Genomic DNA, 16,653 nt, shown 5'->3' on the forward strand with positions numbered 1-16,653 from the left:
TGTATATGATGAATACCTGTAAAACAGTTCGAGATAAAGGAGGAAAACAAGGAGATGCGAGCAGCAGGTCTCAAAGGATCACGTCTTTCACTTCAGCAAGCGCGCTTGTGGTCTTTGCAAGCAGAACCACAAACATATCGCGTCCAGTGCTCCGTCCTGCTGAAGGGAGCTTGCGATTCATCATTACTCAAGCAGGCGCTTCAGCGGCTTGTAGAGCAGCATGAAATTTTGCATACCGTGTTTCAGCGTTTGCCAGAAATCGATCTGCCTGTCCAGGTGATTGCAGAACAAGCGCTATTTACCTATGAAGAACAGTCATTAGAGAGCGTCGATTCAGTCCAACAACAAGAAATCATCTCTCGCATCTCGATTGAAGAACAGGCCTATACTTTCGACCTGACTCAGGGGCCTCTTTTACGTGTTTATTTGTTACACTTGCATGTTCATGAACATATCTTGCTCGTTTCTCTGCCCGCTCTCTGCGCGGATGTTGCTACATTACGTATTTTGATTGATCAGCTCTCTCAAAACTATGCAGCCTTGCTCCAGCGACAAGAAATCACTGAGGATCCTTTACAGTATGCAGATGCAGCAGCCTGGCAACAAGAACTATTACAAGATGAGGATGCGCAAGAAAACATAGCCTTTTGGAGGCGTGAACACCTGCATCCAGCCAATTTATCGGTTCCATTTGTACGCCATGGACATTTTGACCCACAGGGCATTGGCGAAAAATTTGCGCCTCAAGAGGTCACGATAGACCTGGGAGATGAGCTGATCAACCGTCTGCATGAACTGGCGCACCTCCACCAGGTATCGTGCCGAGAAGTCTTGTTGCTGTGCTGGCAGATTCTCCTTTCACGCTTCTGCGCTGGCTCACCAATTGTGATGGGTTATCTCTGTGATGGACGCTATTTCGACGATCTGGACCAGGCTTTGGGCCTGTATAGCCGTGTCGTTCCCCTGCCTGATATTGCCCCAATGGATCAGACTTTTGCGCAACTTTTACACCAGGTCAGAACCGATGTCGCAGCTGCGTTGGAAAACCAGTATTACTTTAGCTGGCTACCATCCGGAGAGCGCCCGGCTATGCCTTTCCTGCCTTTGAGCTTTGCCTATGAAGAATGGCCTCAATCGTGGGAGGCGGGTTCACTCCATTGGAGTATTATGCGCCAGTGGAGTTGTCTGGAACGCTTCCTGCTGCACCTGGCTGTTGATCAAATGGGACAGCAGTTGCGCGTACATCTCGCTTATGATCCATGCATGTTCTCCCAGGAGCAGATCGTGAGCCTAAGCCACGGGTTACTCTGCCTCTTACAAGCCATAGTTACCCAGCCTCAACAGCGCGTTGCATATTTGCCTGTTATGAGCGAAGCAAAGCAGCAGGAGTTGCTGGAGCGGTTTTCAGGTGGGATACCAGTAGAAGATCTTTCGCTACTGGCTCGTTTTGAGCATTACGCGGCTACTTATCCTGAGCGACCGGCGCTATGTGCTGGTGAGACTCGGTTGAGTTATGGCCAGTTGAATCGGCAGGCCAATCAACTGGCTCACTGGTTACGAAAGGCTGGCATAAGGTGCGATGTACCGGTAGGACTGTATCTTGAGCGCGGGGCGGCGATGCTTATTGGCGTATTGGGAATCTTCAAAGCAGGTGGCGCATACGTACCAATCGATGCCGCCCTGCCTGGAGAGCGCCTGCGACGGGTACTCGCAGAAGTAAACGCTCCTGTTATATTAACGCAACGCAGCCTTCATGAGCGTATTCCGCCAGGGTCAGGTCTAACCATAGAGTTGGACGAATGGTCCACACTAAAGGATGAAGAGGAGCAGGATCTAAGGTTGATGGAAGAAGAAGAGGGACTGGCCTATGTGCTCTATACTTCTGGATCGACCGGAGCTCCAAAGGGCGTGGCAGTACGACGTGCTAGTTTGAATCACTACGCCGCGGCTCTACGCAAGACCTTGAATGTGGTGGAAGGCTGGCAATACGCAACGGTTTCAACCCTGGCGGCAGACCTGGGGAATACAGTGATCTATACCGCCTTGAGTAGTGGCGGTTGCCTGCATGTATTGCCCTATGAGACTGTGACCCAGAGTGCATTACTTGCCCAGTATATGCAAGAGCACATGATTGATGTGTTGAAGATTGTGCCTTCCCATTTACGAACCTTATTGCAGGATACAGATTCGCGCACATGTCTTTTCCCCCGGCGCCACCTGATCCTTGGCGGTGAGGCGCTAAGTGAGGATTTACTACATCAATTCATCCAGATCACTGGCGAATGCGATATCTGGAACCATTACGGGCCAACAGAGACGACCATAGGCGTACTTTTGCGCAAAGTAGATGTGTTTGAAGCGAGCTCAAGCGCAGAAAAAACGGCTTTTAGTGAAGTGATTGGGGCGAATAGAGTCTATATAGCGGACGAGTATCAACGCATTGTGCCAGTAGGTGTGATTGGGGAGTTATGTGTGGGAGGTATGGGTCTGGCCAGAGGATACCTGAAACAATTGGGGCAGACTGCGGAGAAATTTGTGCCTGATCCCTATGGAAACGTGGGTGGCGAACGTGTATATCGAACCGGAGATCTGGCCAGATACGGGGCGAGAGGCGAGATCGAATTTATTGGCCGCAAAGATAGACAGATAAAAATACGCGGCTACCGGGTAGAGCCAGGGGAGATAGAAGCAGTTTTACAAGAGCATGAACAAGTGCGAGAGGCGCTGGTCATCAAGCGGGGAGAAAATTTAGCGGGATATGTAATAGGCAGGCAACCACTGGAGAACGTCAAAACGATACGTGAGTGGCTGCGCGAACGCTTGCCCGAATATATGGTGCCAGCTATCCTGGTAAGATTGCGTACCTGGCCGTTAACTGAAAACGGGAAAATTGACGTGCAAGGGCTGCCTGATGAGGAAGAAATAGAGGTGCGAGCCGTTGTCGCGGCGCGCACGCCGATTGAAGAATTGCTGGTTCAAATCTGGCAAGAGGTGCTTGGAATCTCTGTCAGGAGCGTGCATGACAACTTCGTTGAACTTGGTGGGCACTCGCTCTTAGCGACCCAGGTTATTTCGCGTATTCGCTCAAGATTGCAGATCGAGCTTCCGCTGCGTGCGATCTTTGAAGCTCCTACTGTCGCAGGCCTGGCGCAACTTGTGGAAAAAATAACGCATCAGAGCATGAACGTGAACCACCCTGCCCTTGTGCCAGTACTGCGTGAGCAAGCGTTACCCCTCTCATTTGCACAGCAACGCCTATGGATCATCGATCAGATGACGCCAGGCGGGAGCGCATATAACATTCCTCTAGCTGTGCATATGCGTGGTCCTTTGCAGAGGGACGCGCTAGAATATAGCCTGCGCTCCGTCGTGCAACGCCATGAAATTCTACGAACAACCTTTTCTATACAGGGAGAATTACCCACACAGCATATTCACGCAACAGAGCATGTTTTTGCCTTGCCTGTGATTGACCTCAGTGCACTCACGCCAGCCGAGCGAGACAGCCGGGTACGACAGTGGATGTTACAGGAGGTCGAGTGGGATTTCGATCTATCCACAGGACCACTCTTCCGTGCGCACCTCCTTATCCTTGCGGCAAACGAGCATATTCTGCTTTGGACCATGCATCATATTGTCTCTGATGGCTGGTCCAGAAATATATTATTACGCGAGGTCAGTTATCTCTATAATGCCTTCACGCAGGGAGATGCTGTATCTTTACCAGCGTTGGTGCTGCAATATGCGGACTATGCGGTCTGGCAACGCCAATGGTTGCAAGGTGCCACCCTCCAGCAACAGGAGGACTACTGGCGCGACCAGCTCGCTGGCATTACCCCGCTTGCCCTCCCCACCGATTCTCCACGTCCCCCGGAGCAAACCATGTGTGGGGCAGCACATACCCTGCACCTCTCGGAAGAGCTGAGCCAGGCCTTGCGGGCACTGAGCCAGCAGGAAGGGGTGACGCTGTTCATGCTCTTGCTAGCTAGCTTCCAGATCTTGTTGGGGCGCTACAGCGGGCAGGAGGATATTGTGGTGGGCACGCCGATTGCTAATCGGACGCAGGCCGAGGTAGAGGACTTGATTGGCTTCTTTGTCAATACGCTGGTGTTGCGTACGGATCTGTCGGGATCGCCCACAGTGCGCGAAGTGGTGCGGCGGGTGCGCGAGGTGAGCCTGGGAGCCTATGCCCACCAGGACTTGCCCTTTGAATACCTGGTGGAGCGTTTGCAGCCCGAACGTGATCGCAGTCGGCACCCACTTTTTCAGGTGCTTTTCACCCTGCAGCAGGAGAGCCAGCCATCTGAGGGGCTACGGCAGGTAGAGGTAGAAGAACTTGCGCTGGAGGTACAGCAGGTAAAGTTTGACCTGGCGCTCACGGTCGAAGCAGGAGCGCGAGATATGCGCGTTCAACTGGAGTATTGTACGGACCTGTTTACCGAGTTGAGCATTGAACGAATGCTGCAGCATTGGCAGCGTGTGCTCGAAGCCATGGTTCAAACGCCAGAGGAGCGGATTGAGCGCCTGCCTTTGCTCAGTGCCCAGGAGCGTGAGCAAGCCCTGCATACCTGGAACCAGACCCGACAGCCTGTTCCGGTGGAGATGGTACCTCAACTACTCGTGCGCCAGGCCCTCGCTACACCCCAGGCGCTGGCGGTGCAGGAGGCCACGCGAGCATTGAGCTACCAGGAGTTGTTGCGCCAGGCCCGCCGACTCGCGGCGCAACTGCGGCGGTTGGGAGTGGGAACAGAGCAGGTAGTGGGCGTGTACATAGAGCGCTCGGTGGACCTGGTGGTCAGCCTGCTAGGCGTGTGGATGGCGGGAGGGGCGTATCTGCCGCTGGAGCCGGGGCAGCCGTTAGAGCGGCTGTGCTACCAACTCAAGGATGCGGGAGCGTGCCTGGTCGTGACGAGGAGCGCGCGGCAGGAGCAGGCGCGTGAGCTACAAGCCTCTCTCGTCTGCCTTGAAGATGTGCTTGCTGAGCAGGAAGAGTCTGTCAATCTAGAGATTGGAGAGATCACGATCCATCCAGAGCAACTGGCCTACGTGATCTATACCTCAGGCTCGACGGGAGTTCCCAAAGGGGTGGGAGTGACGCATGCCAACCTGGGGAACCTGGTGGCATGGTATATCCGATGTTACCAGGTTACCACAGCCGACCGGGTCACTCAGTTGTTTAGCCAGGGCTTTGACCCGATGGCGCTGGACTTGTGGCCAACGCTGGTCAGCGGAGCCAGTGTATGGATCGTGGACGAGGAGACCCGGTTGGAGTCTGAACGACTGCAGGAGTGGCTTTGTGAACACGAGATCACGATGTGCAATACGGCCACGCCCCTGTTGGAAGGATTGCTGGCGCTGAATGAGATGCCCATCGGAGCCTTACGACACCTGGGAGCGGGAGGAGAGCAGTTGCGGAGATATGCGCCCGAGGGGGCAGCATATCGGCTCCATAACTTTTATGGGCCAACAGAAGGAACCGTGATTGCGACCACGAGGGAGGTGGAGACAGAGGAGGAGGCAAAGGGAAGGCTGCCCGGGATTGGGCGCGCGATAGGGGGAACCGAGGCTTATGTAGTGGATGGAGAGGGCGAGCCCGTGCCGATCGGAGTGGTGGGGGAGATCTATCTGGGAGGGGCAGGTATAGCACGAGGGTACCTGGGGAGAGCGAGTCTGACGGCGGAGCGGTTTGTCCCAGATGCCTGGAGTGGAGCGGCAGGAGGGCGTGTCTACCGCACAGGAGACCTGGGACGTTATCGGGAGGACGGAAGTCTGGAGTATGTGGGGAGGGTGGATCAGCAGGTGAAGGTGCGAGGCCATCGCATCGAACTGGGAGAGATTGAGACAGTTCTGGCACAGCACACTAGCGTAAAAGAGTGCATTGTGATGACGCTAGTGGGAAAGACGGGGGATTTGCACCTGGTTGGGTATGTTGTGCTCAATTCTCCAGACTTGGAAGTCAAGTCTGGAGACCTACAAGCACATCTGGCCAAGAAATTGCCGGGATATATGGTGCCTGGCCGCTTTGTTGTATTAACCGATTTGCCAAGGACGCCCAATGGCAAAATTGACCGGGACGCGCTGCCAAAGCCAGCGGAAGAAGATGAGAGCAGTGTAAGCGTAGAAGAACTACCACGAGGGATTGTGGAGGAAGCTATAGCAGAGATCTGGGTCGCTTTGCTAGAAAGAACGAACATTGGGCGCCAGGAATCTTTCTTTGCGTTGGGAGGACATTCGTTGCTGGCGACACGGGTAATCGCGCGGCTACGCGCTATTTTTGGGGTTGAGATTCCCTTGCGCAAGCTCTTTGAGGAGCCAACCATAGCAGGACTGGCTACGTATGTTGAGCGGATGCTACGAAACCGTGAAGAGTTGTCTACATTTACGCTTGTGCCACAAGAGCGTGGGGATGAGGTGCCACTTTCGTTCGCGCAACAACGGCTCTGGTTTCTGGCGCAACTGGACCCCCAGTCCGCAGCCTATAATATGCCCCACGCGCTACGGTTACGTGGCCCCTTGCACATTGAGGCATTGGAAGCCAGCTTTCTCGAACTACTCCGTCGTCATGAGTCTCTCCGCACGACCTTTGCCCTGAGCGAGGGACAGCCGGTGCAGCGAATTCATTCCCTAAGCGGGCCAATTGTGCACCATATCTACCTGGAGCAGCAGAACCCAGAGCAGCGAGGACAGGAGGTCCTGCGGTTGGCGAATGAGGAGGCACGGCGCCCCTTCGATTTGATTGAGGGACCACTGCTACGCGTCACACTGCTGCACTTGGGTAAATACGAGCATATCCTGCTGCTGACGTTGCATCATATCATCGCTGACGCCTGGTCCATGGAAGTGTTGATTCGTGAAATGGCAACCATGTATGCGAGATACAGCACGCAAGGAGCGTTAATCCCCTTAGCAGACCTTCCTGTGCAATATGCGGACTACGCGATCTGGCAACGCCAATGGCTGCAAGGCGCCACCCTCCAGCGACAGGAGGACTACTGGCGTAACCAACTCGCTGGCATCACGCCTCTTGCTCTCCCCACCGACTTTCCTCATCCCCCGGAGCAAACTACTCGTGGAGCGGTGCATACATTGCACCTCTCGGAAGAGTTGAGCCAGGGCTTGCGGCAGCTGAGCCAACAGGAAGGGGTAACCTTGTTTATGCTCTTGCTCGCTGGTTTCCAGATTCTGCTGGGGCGCTACAGCGGGCAGGAGGATATTGTGGTGGGCACGCCGATTGCTAATCGGACGCAGAGAGAAGTTGAAGGTCTAATCGGCTTTTTTGTTAACACGTTGGTGTTACGCACACGTCTATCTGGGCAACCGAATTTCCTGGATGTGTTGGCACGGGTACGTGAAAGCGCATTAGGTGCGTATATGCATCAGGATCTGCCATTTGAATACCTGGTAGAAATCCTGCATCCGGAGAGAGATGGTAGTCGGCATCCATTGTTCCAGGTGATGTTCTCTCTGCAGCAAGAGGGGAAGCTGCCCAAGCCGCTGGTAGGGATTGAGGCCGAAGCGATAGAGCTAGAGCAACGGGAGGTAAAGTTTGATCTCTCGCTGACTATGGTAGCGAGAGACAGATACATCGATGGCAATTTAGAGTACAATGCCGATCTATTTGACCACGAAACTATAGAGCGGATGGCACAAGCATTTCAACGTCTTCTCACCGGGATTGTGACCAATCCCGAGATTCGCGTGGGAGCGATAGATATTTTAAGCGCAGCGGAGAGACAGCTTCAACTTATTGAGTGGAATCAAACGGACGTACCTCTTCCATTAGATATGTGTTTACATCGGTTATTTGAAACTCAAGCTAGCCTGACACCTGACTCTCTTGCCCTAATTAGCGAGAGTGAGTATTTAACATTCCAGGAGCTCAACGCACGCGCTAACCAAGTTGCGCATTATCTGCAAGCACATAATGTTGAGCGCGAGGCACTGGTTGCGCTCTATCTGGAGCGTTCAGTGGATTTGATAGTATGTGTGCTAGGGGTACTGAAAGCGGGTGGCGCTTATGTTCCCCTGGACATTGCCTCTCCTCGCGAGCGGTTGGGATGGATACTTCAGGATGCCAATCCTACGATAATAATTACTCGCTCAGATTTACTGAACAACCTACCCGATGCCGTGTCTCCGCTTCTGCGCATAGACAGGGAACGCTCTTTACTGTCAATGCAGCCATCCACTAACCTCGATGTGCTGGTGTATCCAGAGAATATGGCTTATATGATTTATACCTCGGGATCAACTGGCAAGCCAAAGGGAGTATCGGTTGAGCATCGTTCAGTTGTTAACCATTGTTATGAGATTATTCGTCAATGCAATCTGAAGAGCACTGATAGGGTCGCGCAGTTTGCAAATCTGGCCTTTGACGCAGCAGTTGAAGAACTTTATCCAACCTGGTTGAGTGGTGCAGCCTTAGTTCTTCGCCCACCCGATCTCGCTATCACAGTAGAGGAGTGGCATCAATGGATAGAACGTATACGGATCAGTGTGTTGAATCTGCCTACTGCATATTGGCATCAATGGGCGATTAACCTTGCTCAGAATCCATTGCCACTACCAATGTGTTTACGACTGGTGATCGTTGGTGGCGAACAGGCGCTCTTTGAGCGCTATCAACTCTGGCGGACTTTGACTAAAGAAAGAGTCCTTTGGATGAATACCTATGGACCAACCGAGACTACAGTTACTTCGCTTCTCTATTTACTCACTCCTGAAGCAAATGAGCCAGCATTGCAGAATGGCAAACTCCCCATTGGACGTCCCATTGCCAATACCCATGTGTATATTCTAGATCAACATCTCCAGCTTGTCCCGATTGGTGTGGTTGGCGAGCTCTTTATCGGAGGCGCAGGGGTTGCTCGCGGTTACCTGAAGCATGCGGATCTCACTGCTGAGCGCTATCTTCCTGATCCTTTTGCTTCTCAGCCTGGAGCACGGCTCTATCGTAGTGGCGACCTGGTACGCTATCTTCCTGATGGCGTTCTGGAATATGTTGGGCGTGTGGATCAGCAAGTGAAACTTCGTGGCTATCGTATCGAACTAGCTGAGATTGTCACTGTACTTTACCAATGTCAAGGGGTGCAAGAGTGTACTGTGATTGTCCGCGAGGATGTGCCTGGAGAGAAGCAACTGGTTGCTTATCTGGCTGGTGAGCAACTTCCTGATAGTGCAGCGCTACGCCAGTTCATCAAGCAGCGTTTGCCTGAGTATATGGTGCCCACATTTTTTGTACGCTTACACACACTACCATTGACAGTCAGCGGAAAAATCGATGTACAGGCGTTGCCAAGACCCGAGGAAGAGGAACTTGTGGAGGTGGAACAACCGCAAGGGATGGAGGAGGAGGCAGTAGCAGCGATTTGGACTGCGTTACTGGGGAGAAGGAAGATTGGAAGGCAGGAATCTTTTTTCGCACTAGGGGGACATTCGTTACTGGCTACTCAGGCAATTGCGCGTGTACGTAGCGTCTTTGGGATCGAGCTTCCTCTTCGTGGCCTATTTGAAGAGCCTACAATTACTGGACAGGGAAGACAGATTAGAGCGTTATTGGAAGGAGGAAGTAAGGACACACATCTAGCTCTGGTTCCTATTGGGAGAGATCAACCACTACCTCTCTCATTTGCGCAGCAGCGACTCTGGATACTGGATCAGATGGACTCCTCGAATAATGCATATACTATCCCGCTAGCTGTCCGTTTGACGGGAACATTAGAAATTGCTGCTCTAGAATATACCTTGCAGGAAATTATCGGTAGACATGAGATCCTGCGAACGACTTTCGACATTGATGAGCATCAGCGTCCCACACAACTGATACATGCGATATCTACCTGTGCTCTGCAGCTTGATGACCTTTGCCATATACCTGCGGATGAGAGAGAGGCTGAGGCAACTCGCCTGGCTTCCAAGGAGGCTGCACTCCCCTTCAATCTTAACCAGGGGCCATTATTCCGCGCCCGGTTGCTACGTCTGGAGGAGCATGAGTACATATTACTCCTAACGATGCACCATATTGTCTTTGATGGCTGGTCGAGCAATATTCTGACGCGCGAGATCATCACGATTTATAGTGCAAAAGTACAGCAGAAAAAGTACTCTTTACCGCCCCTGACAATACAATACGCTGACTTTGCCTGGTGGCAGCGCCAGTATGTACAAAGTGAGCCATTCATAACACACCTGGAGTATTGGCAACAGCAACTCCAGGGTGCACGCGCGCTTGTCTTGCCGACTGACCGTCCACGCTCAGCACAGCAAAGCTATCAGGCGGCTAGCTATGGTTTCCGTATATCGGCAGAGCTTTCCCAGCAACTCAATCAGTATAGTCAGAACCAGAACGTTACCCTGTTTATGGTCCTGCTAGCAGCCTTCCAGGTGCTGCTCTACCGTGTGACAGACATTCAGGATCTTGTTGTGGGCACTGATATTGCGAACCGGACCTATGAAGAGACTGAGCACCTGCTAGGGTTCTTTGTTAATCTCCTGGTTTTACGCACACGCATTGTGAGCCAGGCTTTGTTCCGCGAGGTGTTGCTCCAGGTCCGTGAAGTGGTATTAAACGCCTATGCCCATCAAGACGTTCCTTTTGATCTACTGGTGGAAAAGCTACACCTGGAGCGTGGCGGAGGCATGACCCCCCTGGTAAATGTTTTATTTGTTTTACAAAATATCCCTGCTGATAAGGAAACGACTATTGATTTGCCAGAGTTGACGGTAAACACCTTTGGAGCACCGGTGGCGCTTGGGGCCAAGTTCGACCTGGCGCTTTTTCTCAACGAGAGCGCGGATGGTTTCACTGGCGCCATCAACTATAGCGTTGAGCTCTTTGATCAGTCAACAATTGCCGCTCTAGCCCGGCAATATGAAATGTTGTTGCGCAATGTCCTCGCTCATCCAGATGTCTCTATCGATGAACTGGATCTGCTTAGCGAGGAAGAGAAAGAACAGAAGAGGCAGCGGGAGCAGCAACGCAAAGTATCGATCAGGCAAGGAATAAAACGTTCGAGAGGAGAAAGGGCCAGCCTTTCAGACTTTGAGCAATCCTGAAAACTCAGGGCAAGTATGAGCGTTATACGACAGGTTTCTGCCGGTTTGAGGATAGACACAGAGTAGATAAAGGAGTCAGTTACGAGATGCAGATGGCAGATTTAAAAGGATCACGCCTTTCACTTCAGCAAACGCGCTTGTGGTCTTTACAGCCAGAGCCGCAAATTTTCCGCGTGCAGTGCTCTATTCTGCTAGGAGGTTCTTTCAATTCAGGTGTAATGCAAAGAGCACTGCGCGAGATTGTTGCTCGACACGAGATACTGCGCACAGCTTTTCGCCAGATTCCGGGCGTGGACATGCCCATCCAGGTGATTGCCGAACAGGCGGAAGCTACCTACAAGGAGTATGCATTGGAGGAGTTAGGGGAGCAAGCGCAACAGGAAGCACTGGATCGCCTTTTCATGCAAGAGCGAGAGGCTCCTTTTGACTTCTCCCAGAGTTCTTTGCTGCGCGTCTCTCTGGTGCGTCTACATACAACCCGCCATGTTTTGCTGCTTTCTCTGCCAGCTCTGTGTGCCGATGCTGTCTCGCTTCGTCTTCTAACGACGCTCTTGCTACGAACCTATAAGGCGCTCATTCAGCAGCAAGAACTTGATGACGAACCTTTGCAGTATGTTGACGTTGCTGCCTGGCAACGGGAATTGCTGCAACAAGAGGACGCAGAAGAGCATATGCTTTTCTGGAAACGATTTGCCACTGCTGATTTTTCTTGTGTATCCTTGCCATATTCTTCCCAGGATACTGACGTGACAGCGCCTCCTACATCCATCCATCCACAGGAGCAAAGCTTCACGCTAGATGCTGGCCTCAGCGTCCATCTCCTGACGGGCGCACGCGAACATAATCTCTCGTGTGAGGCGTTGTTGCTTGCCTGCTGGCAACTTCTGCAATGGCGCTTTACGAATAATCCGCAGATTGTGCTTGGATATCTCAGTAATGGACGTGCTTACGAAGACCTCTCTGATGCCCTGGGGGCCTATAGTCGTGTCGTTCCCCTATGTTCTACATTCCATCCTCAGCGTACCTTTGCCTATCTTGCGCAACAGTGTCAGCGCTCGCTGGAAGCCGTTCAGGAACATCAAGATTATTTTTCGTGGTCTCTACTTAATCAATCGAATGAACATATCTTACCTCTAGGCTTCTCCTTTGATGCATGGCCTGCCCCAACATCAGAAGAGGTGTTTCACTGGCAACTTCTGCGTAGCTATCATCTCTTTGATCATTCTCTGCTCCATCTGAGGATAATTCAGCACGCAGAGGCTTTTTCCTGCGCGCTTGTCTATGATCCACAAACCTTTACGCAATCGCAGGTTCAGCGTCTGATCCGTTCATTTCTTCATATATTACACCTGGCCCTGGCTCAACCCCAGCGCATGCTGGCCGGGTGGCCTCTTGTAGAGGATGAGGAGCAGCAGGAACTGTTGCAGCGCTTTCGCGGTACGCCACCAGCAGACACGCGTTCAATCCTTCAGTGTTTTGAGAGCCATGTTGCTAGACACCCTGATCAGCCTGCTTTGCGCTGTGGCGAAGTTCAGATGAGCTACCAACAACTCAATATGCGTGCTAATCAATTGGCTCACTGGCTGCGACGCGCAGGTGTACGTACTGATGCTCTGGTAGGGCTCTACCTGGAACGTGGCGAGGCCATGCTTATTGGTGTATTGGGGGTGCTCAAATCTGGAGGCGCATATGTGCCACTAGATCCAGCTTGGCCACAGGAACGGTTGCATGGAGTGCTTGAAGAACTAACTGCTCCAATTGTGTTGACACAGGAGACGGTGTCAACACAATTGCCAACAGGACCCTGGCAGGTCAAGTATCTGGATGAGTGCTCCTGGTTGGATGGTGAACTGGAAAGCAATCTAGAAGAGGCAGACGACGAGCAAACCCTGGCCTATGTGCTTTATACTTCAGGTTCTACGGGAAAGCCTAAAGGCGTGGAAGTGAGGCGAGGTGGGCTGCGACACTATGTAGCTGCACTGAGAGAAGTATTGCAACCACAGGATGGATGGCAGTATGCGTTGGTCTCTACCCTGGCTGCGGATCTAGGCAATACCGTAATCTATGGCGCATTGACTAGTGGTGGCTGTCTCCATATCTTGCGGTATGAAACGCTAACGCAGAGCACAGATTTAACAACCTATATGCAACACTATGCTATCGATGTGCTCAAAATAGTACCATCGCATCTCCAGGCTCTCCTGGCTGATAGTCCAGAGAAGCAAGCACTCCTGCCAAATCGGCATTTGCTGCTAGGTGGAGAGGTGCTCACATGGGATCTTTTGGCAGAGATACAACAAATGGGTGCGCAATGTATGGTGTGGAACCACTATGGTCCAACTGAGACGACGGTGGGTGTCCTTTTGCAGGCCTTGGGAAGCGCACACGAGATCGAGAAAACAGGGCAGGGCGTACCTCTAGGCAGGCCGCTTGGGGGCAATGCGATTTCGATTGTCGATGCATGGCAGCAAGTAGCACCAGTCGGTGTCATAGGGGAACTGTGCATAGCGGGAGATGGCCTGGCAAGAGGATATCTAGGGCGTGCCAGAGAAACAGCAGAGCGCTTTGTTCCTGATCCTTATGCGCAGGAACCTGGAGCACGCATGTATCGTACAGGCGACCTCGCCAGGTATGGGGAGCATGGAGAGCTTGAATTTATAGGGCGTGCAGATCGTCAGGTGAAAATACGGGGATATCGAGTAGAGCCAGGTGAGATTGAAGCCACTCTGCGGAAACATGAACGTGTTCTTGATGCAATTGTCCAAATGCGTGAAGGGCGTCTGATAGGCTATGTCCGGAGCCAGCAGCCGTTACCGGAACGGCAAGAGTTACGGGAATGGGTGAACGCATACCTGCCAGAATATATGGTACCAGCAGCGTTTGTGCGTTTGCTAGCCTGGCCACTAACGACAAACGGAAAAATTGACCTGTATAATTTACCAGAACCAGAAGATGAAGAAGAGCGAGTCATAGTAATAGCGCGCACGCCGATAGAAGAACTCCTGGTGCAAATCTGGCGAGAAGTACTTGGCATCCAGTCCATAAGTATTTATGATAACTTCTTTTATCTTGATGGACATTCTCTGCTGGCAACCCAGGTTATTTCGCGTGTACGCCAGGCTTTTGATGCCAGTATCTCTATTCGTCAATTCTTTGAGGAACCGACAATTGTCGGTCTGGCTACACGTGTCGCGCAAGCCTTACGAGGTGAACAGGAACTACAAGTAGCACCACTGGTCCCACAGGAGCGTGGAGAGGAGGTGCAACTCTCGTTTGCGCAGCAACGGCTCTGGTTCCTGGCGCAATTGGATCCGCAGTCCGCAGCCTATAACTTGCCCCACGCGCTACGGCTGCACGGCCCATTGCAAGTAGACGTCCTGGAAGCCAGTTTTCACGAACTGGTACGCCGTCACGAGTCTCTCCGTACGACTTTTCCCCTGCACGAGGGACAGCCTGTGCAGCGAATCCATCCACCGAACGGGCCAGTCGTGCGACACATCCATCTGGAACAGCAGAACCCAGAGCAGCGTGAGCAAGAGGTGCTACGACAGGCAAATGAGGAAGCACAACGCCCCTTTGATCTTGGGGGAGGACCGTTGCTGCGTGTAACACTGCTGCATCTGGGCAAGCATGAATATGTTTTGCTGTTAACGCTGCATCATATCATTTCGGATGGTTGGTCCAGTAACATTCTGGTTCGAGAATTGCTTACCCTTTATGCTGCCTTCGCACAGGGAGAGCCAACACCCTTATCTGAACTCTCTGTGCAATATGCGGACTATGCGGTCTGGCAACGTCAATGGCTGCAAGGTGCCATTCTCCAGCAACAGGAGGACTACTGGCGCAACCAGCTCGCAGACATCACTCCTCTCGCCCTTCCCACCGATTTTCCACGTCCACCAGAACAAACCACCCGTGGAACGGTACAAACTCTACGCCTCTCGGAAGAACTGAGCCAGGGCTTACGAGCGCTGAGCCAGCAGGAAGGGGTGACGCTGTTCATGCTCTTGCTTGCTGGTTTCCAGATTCTGCTGGGACGCTACAGCGGGCAGGACGATATCGTGGTGGGCACGCCGATCGCGAATCGTACCCAGGCAGAGGTGGAGGACTTGATCGGCTTCTTTGTCAATACGCTGGTGTTGCGCACGGACCTCTCGGGATCGCCCACGGTGCGCGAAGTGGTGCGGCGGGTGCGCGAGGTGAGCCTGGGAGCCTATGCCCACCAGGACCTGCCCTTTGAATACCTGGTGGAGCGTTTGCAGCCCGAACGTGATCGCAGTCGGCATGCGTTCTTTCAGGTTATGTTTATGGTCCAGCACGTGCGTCAGCAGGCAGGAGCGCTTCAGGACATCGTAATAGACGACGTTGAGGTTAAACATCGGCAGGTGAAGTTTGACCTGGCACTTACTGTGCAGGAGTGGGAACAGGAATTAACCTGCGTTCTAGAATATCGCACGGACCTCTTTGCCGAGACAAGCATCGAACGATTGCTTTTCCACTGGCAGCGCATCCTCGAAGCCATGGTTCGTACGCCAGAGGAGCAAATCGAGCACCTACCCCTGCTCAGTGCCCAGGAACGTGAGCAAGCCCTGTATACCTGGAACCAGGCCAGCCGGCCTGTTCCGGTGGAGATGGTACCGCAACTGCTCGTACGCCAGGCACTCGCCACGCCCCAGGCGTTGGCGGTGTGGGAGGCAACGCGAGCATTGAACTACCAGGAGCTGTTGCGCCAGGCTCGACGGCTCGCGGCGCATCTGAAGCAGTTGGGAGTGGGAGCAGAGCAGGTGGTAGGCGTATACATGGAACGCTCGGTGGACCTGGTAGTAAGCCTGCTAGGGGTGTGGCTGGCGGGAGGGGCGTATCTGCCGCTGGAGCCGGGGCAGCCGTTAGAGCGCTTGCGCTACCAACTCAAGGATGCGGGAGCGCATCTGGTCATTACGGGAAGCGCGCAGCAGGAGCAGGCGCAAGGGCTACAAACCTCTCTTGTCTGCCTTGAGGATGCGCTCGCTGAGCACGAGGAGCCTGCTCCTTTGGAGCGGGGAGAGATCACGATCCAGCCAGAGCAGTTGGCCTACGTGATCTATACCTCGGGCTCGACGGGAGCCCCCAAGGGAGTGGGGGTGACGCATGCCAATCTGGGGAACCTGGTAGCCTGGTATACCCAATGTTACCAGGTTACCACAGCCGACCGGGTCACCCAGCTATTTAGCCAGGGCTTTGACCCGGTGGCACAGGATGTATGGCCAACGCTGGTCAGGGGAGCCAGTATCTGGATCGTGGACGAGGAGACCCGGTTGGAGTCTGAACGGTTGCAGGAGTGGCTTCGTGAACACGAGATCACGATGTGTAACGCGCCCACGCCCCTGACGGAAGGGCTGCTGGCTCTCAATGAACCGTCGATGGGAGTGTTGCGACACCTGGGCGCGGGAGGAGAGCAGTTGCGGAGATATGCGCCCGAGGGGACAGCATATCGGCTCCATAACTTTTATGGGCCAACAGAAGGAACCGTGATAGCGACAACAAGTGAGGTCGTGACTGAAGGGGAGGCAAGGGGAGACTGCCGGGGATAGGACATCCGATAGCAGGGGTGAAGGTGTA

2 protein-coding genes are annotated in these 16,653 nt (G+C 53.2%); both read left to right on the plus strand.

From position 1 onward, the window contains the following. Positions 1-54 precede the first annotated feature (54 nt). A complete protein-coding gene (locus tag JMJ04_RS31030) occupies positions 55-11,055 on the plus strand; it encodes a non-ribosomal peptide synthetase (RefSeq protein ID WP_201374215.1) in 11,001 nt (3,666 codons plus the stop codon). 86 nt (positions 11,056-11,141) lie between these two features. Then, positions 11,142-16,625 (plus strand): non-ribosomal peptide synthetase, encoded by a 5,484-nt coding sequence (locus tag JMJ04_RS31035; protein WP_201374216.1) that lies wholly within the window; start codon positions 11,142-11,144, stop codon positions 16,623-16,625. Positions 16,626-16,653 lie beyond the last annotated feature (28 nt).

It is taken from the genome of Ktedonobacter robiniae (assembly GCF_016587375.1).
GTDB classification, from domain to species: domain Bacteria; phylum Chloroflexota; class Ktedonobacteria; order Ktedonobacterales; family Ktedonobacteraceae; genus Ktedonobacter; species Ktedonobacter robiniae.

Coding starts and splice junctions, on each gene's coding strand:
- JMJ04_RS31030 (WP_201374215.1), top strand. CDS start 55: ATGCGAGCAGCAGGTCTCAAAGGATCACGTCTTTCACTTCAGCAAGCG.
- JMJ04_RS31035 (WP_201374216.1), top strand. CDS start 11,142: ATGCAGATGGCAGATTTAAAAGGATCACGCCTTTCACTTCAGCAAACG.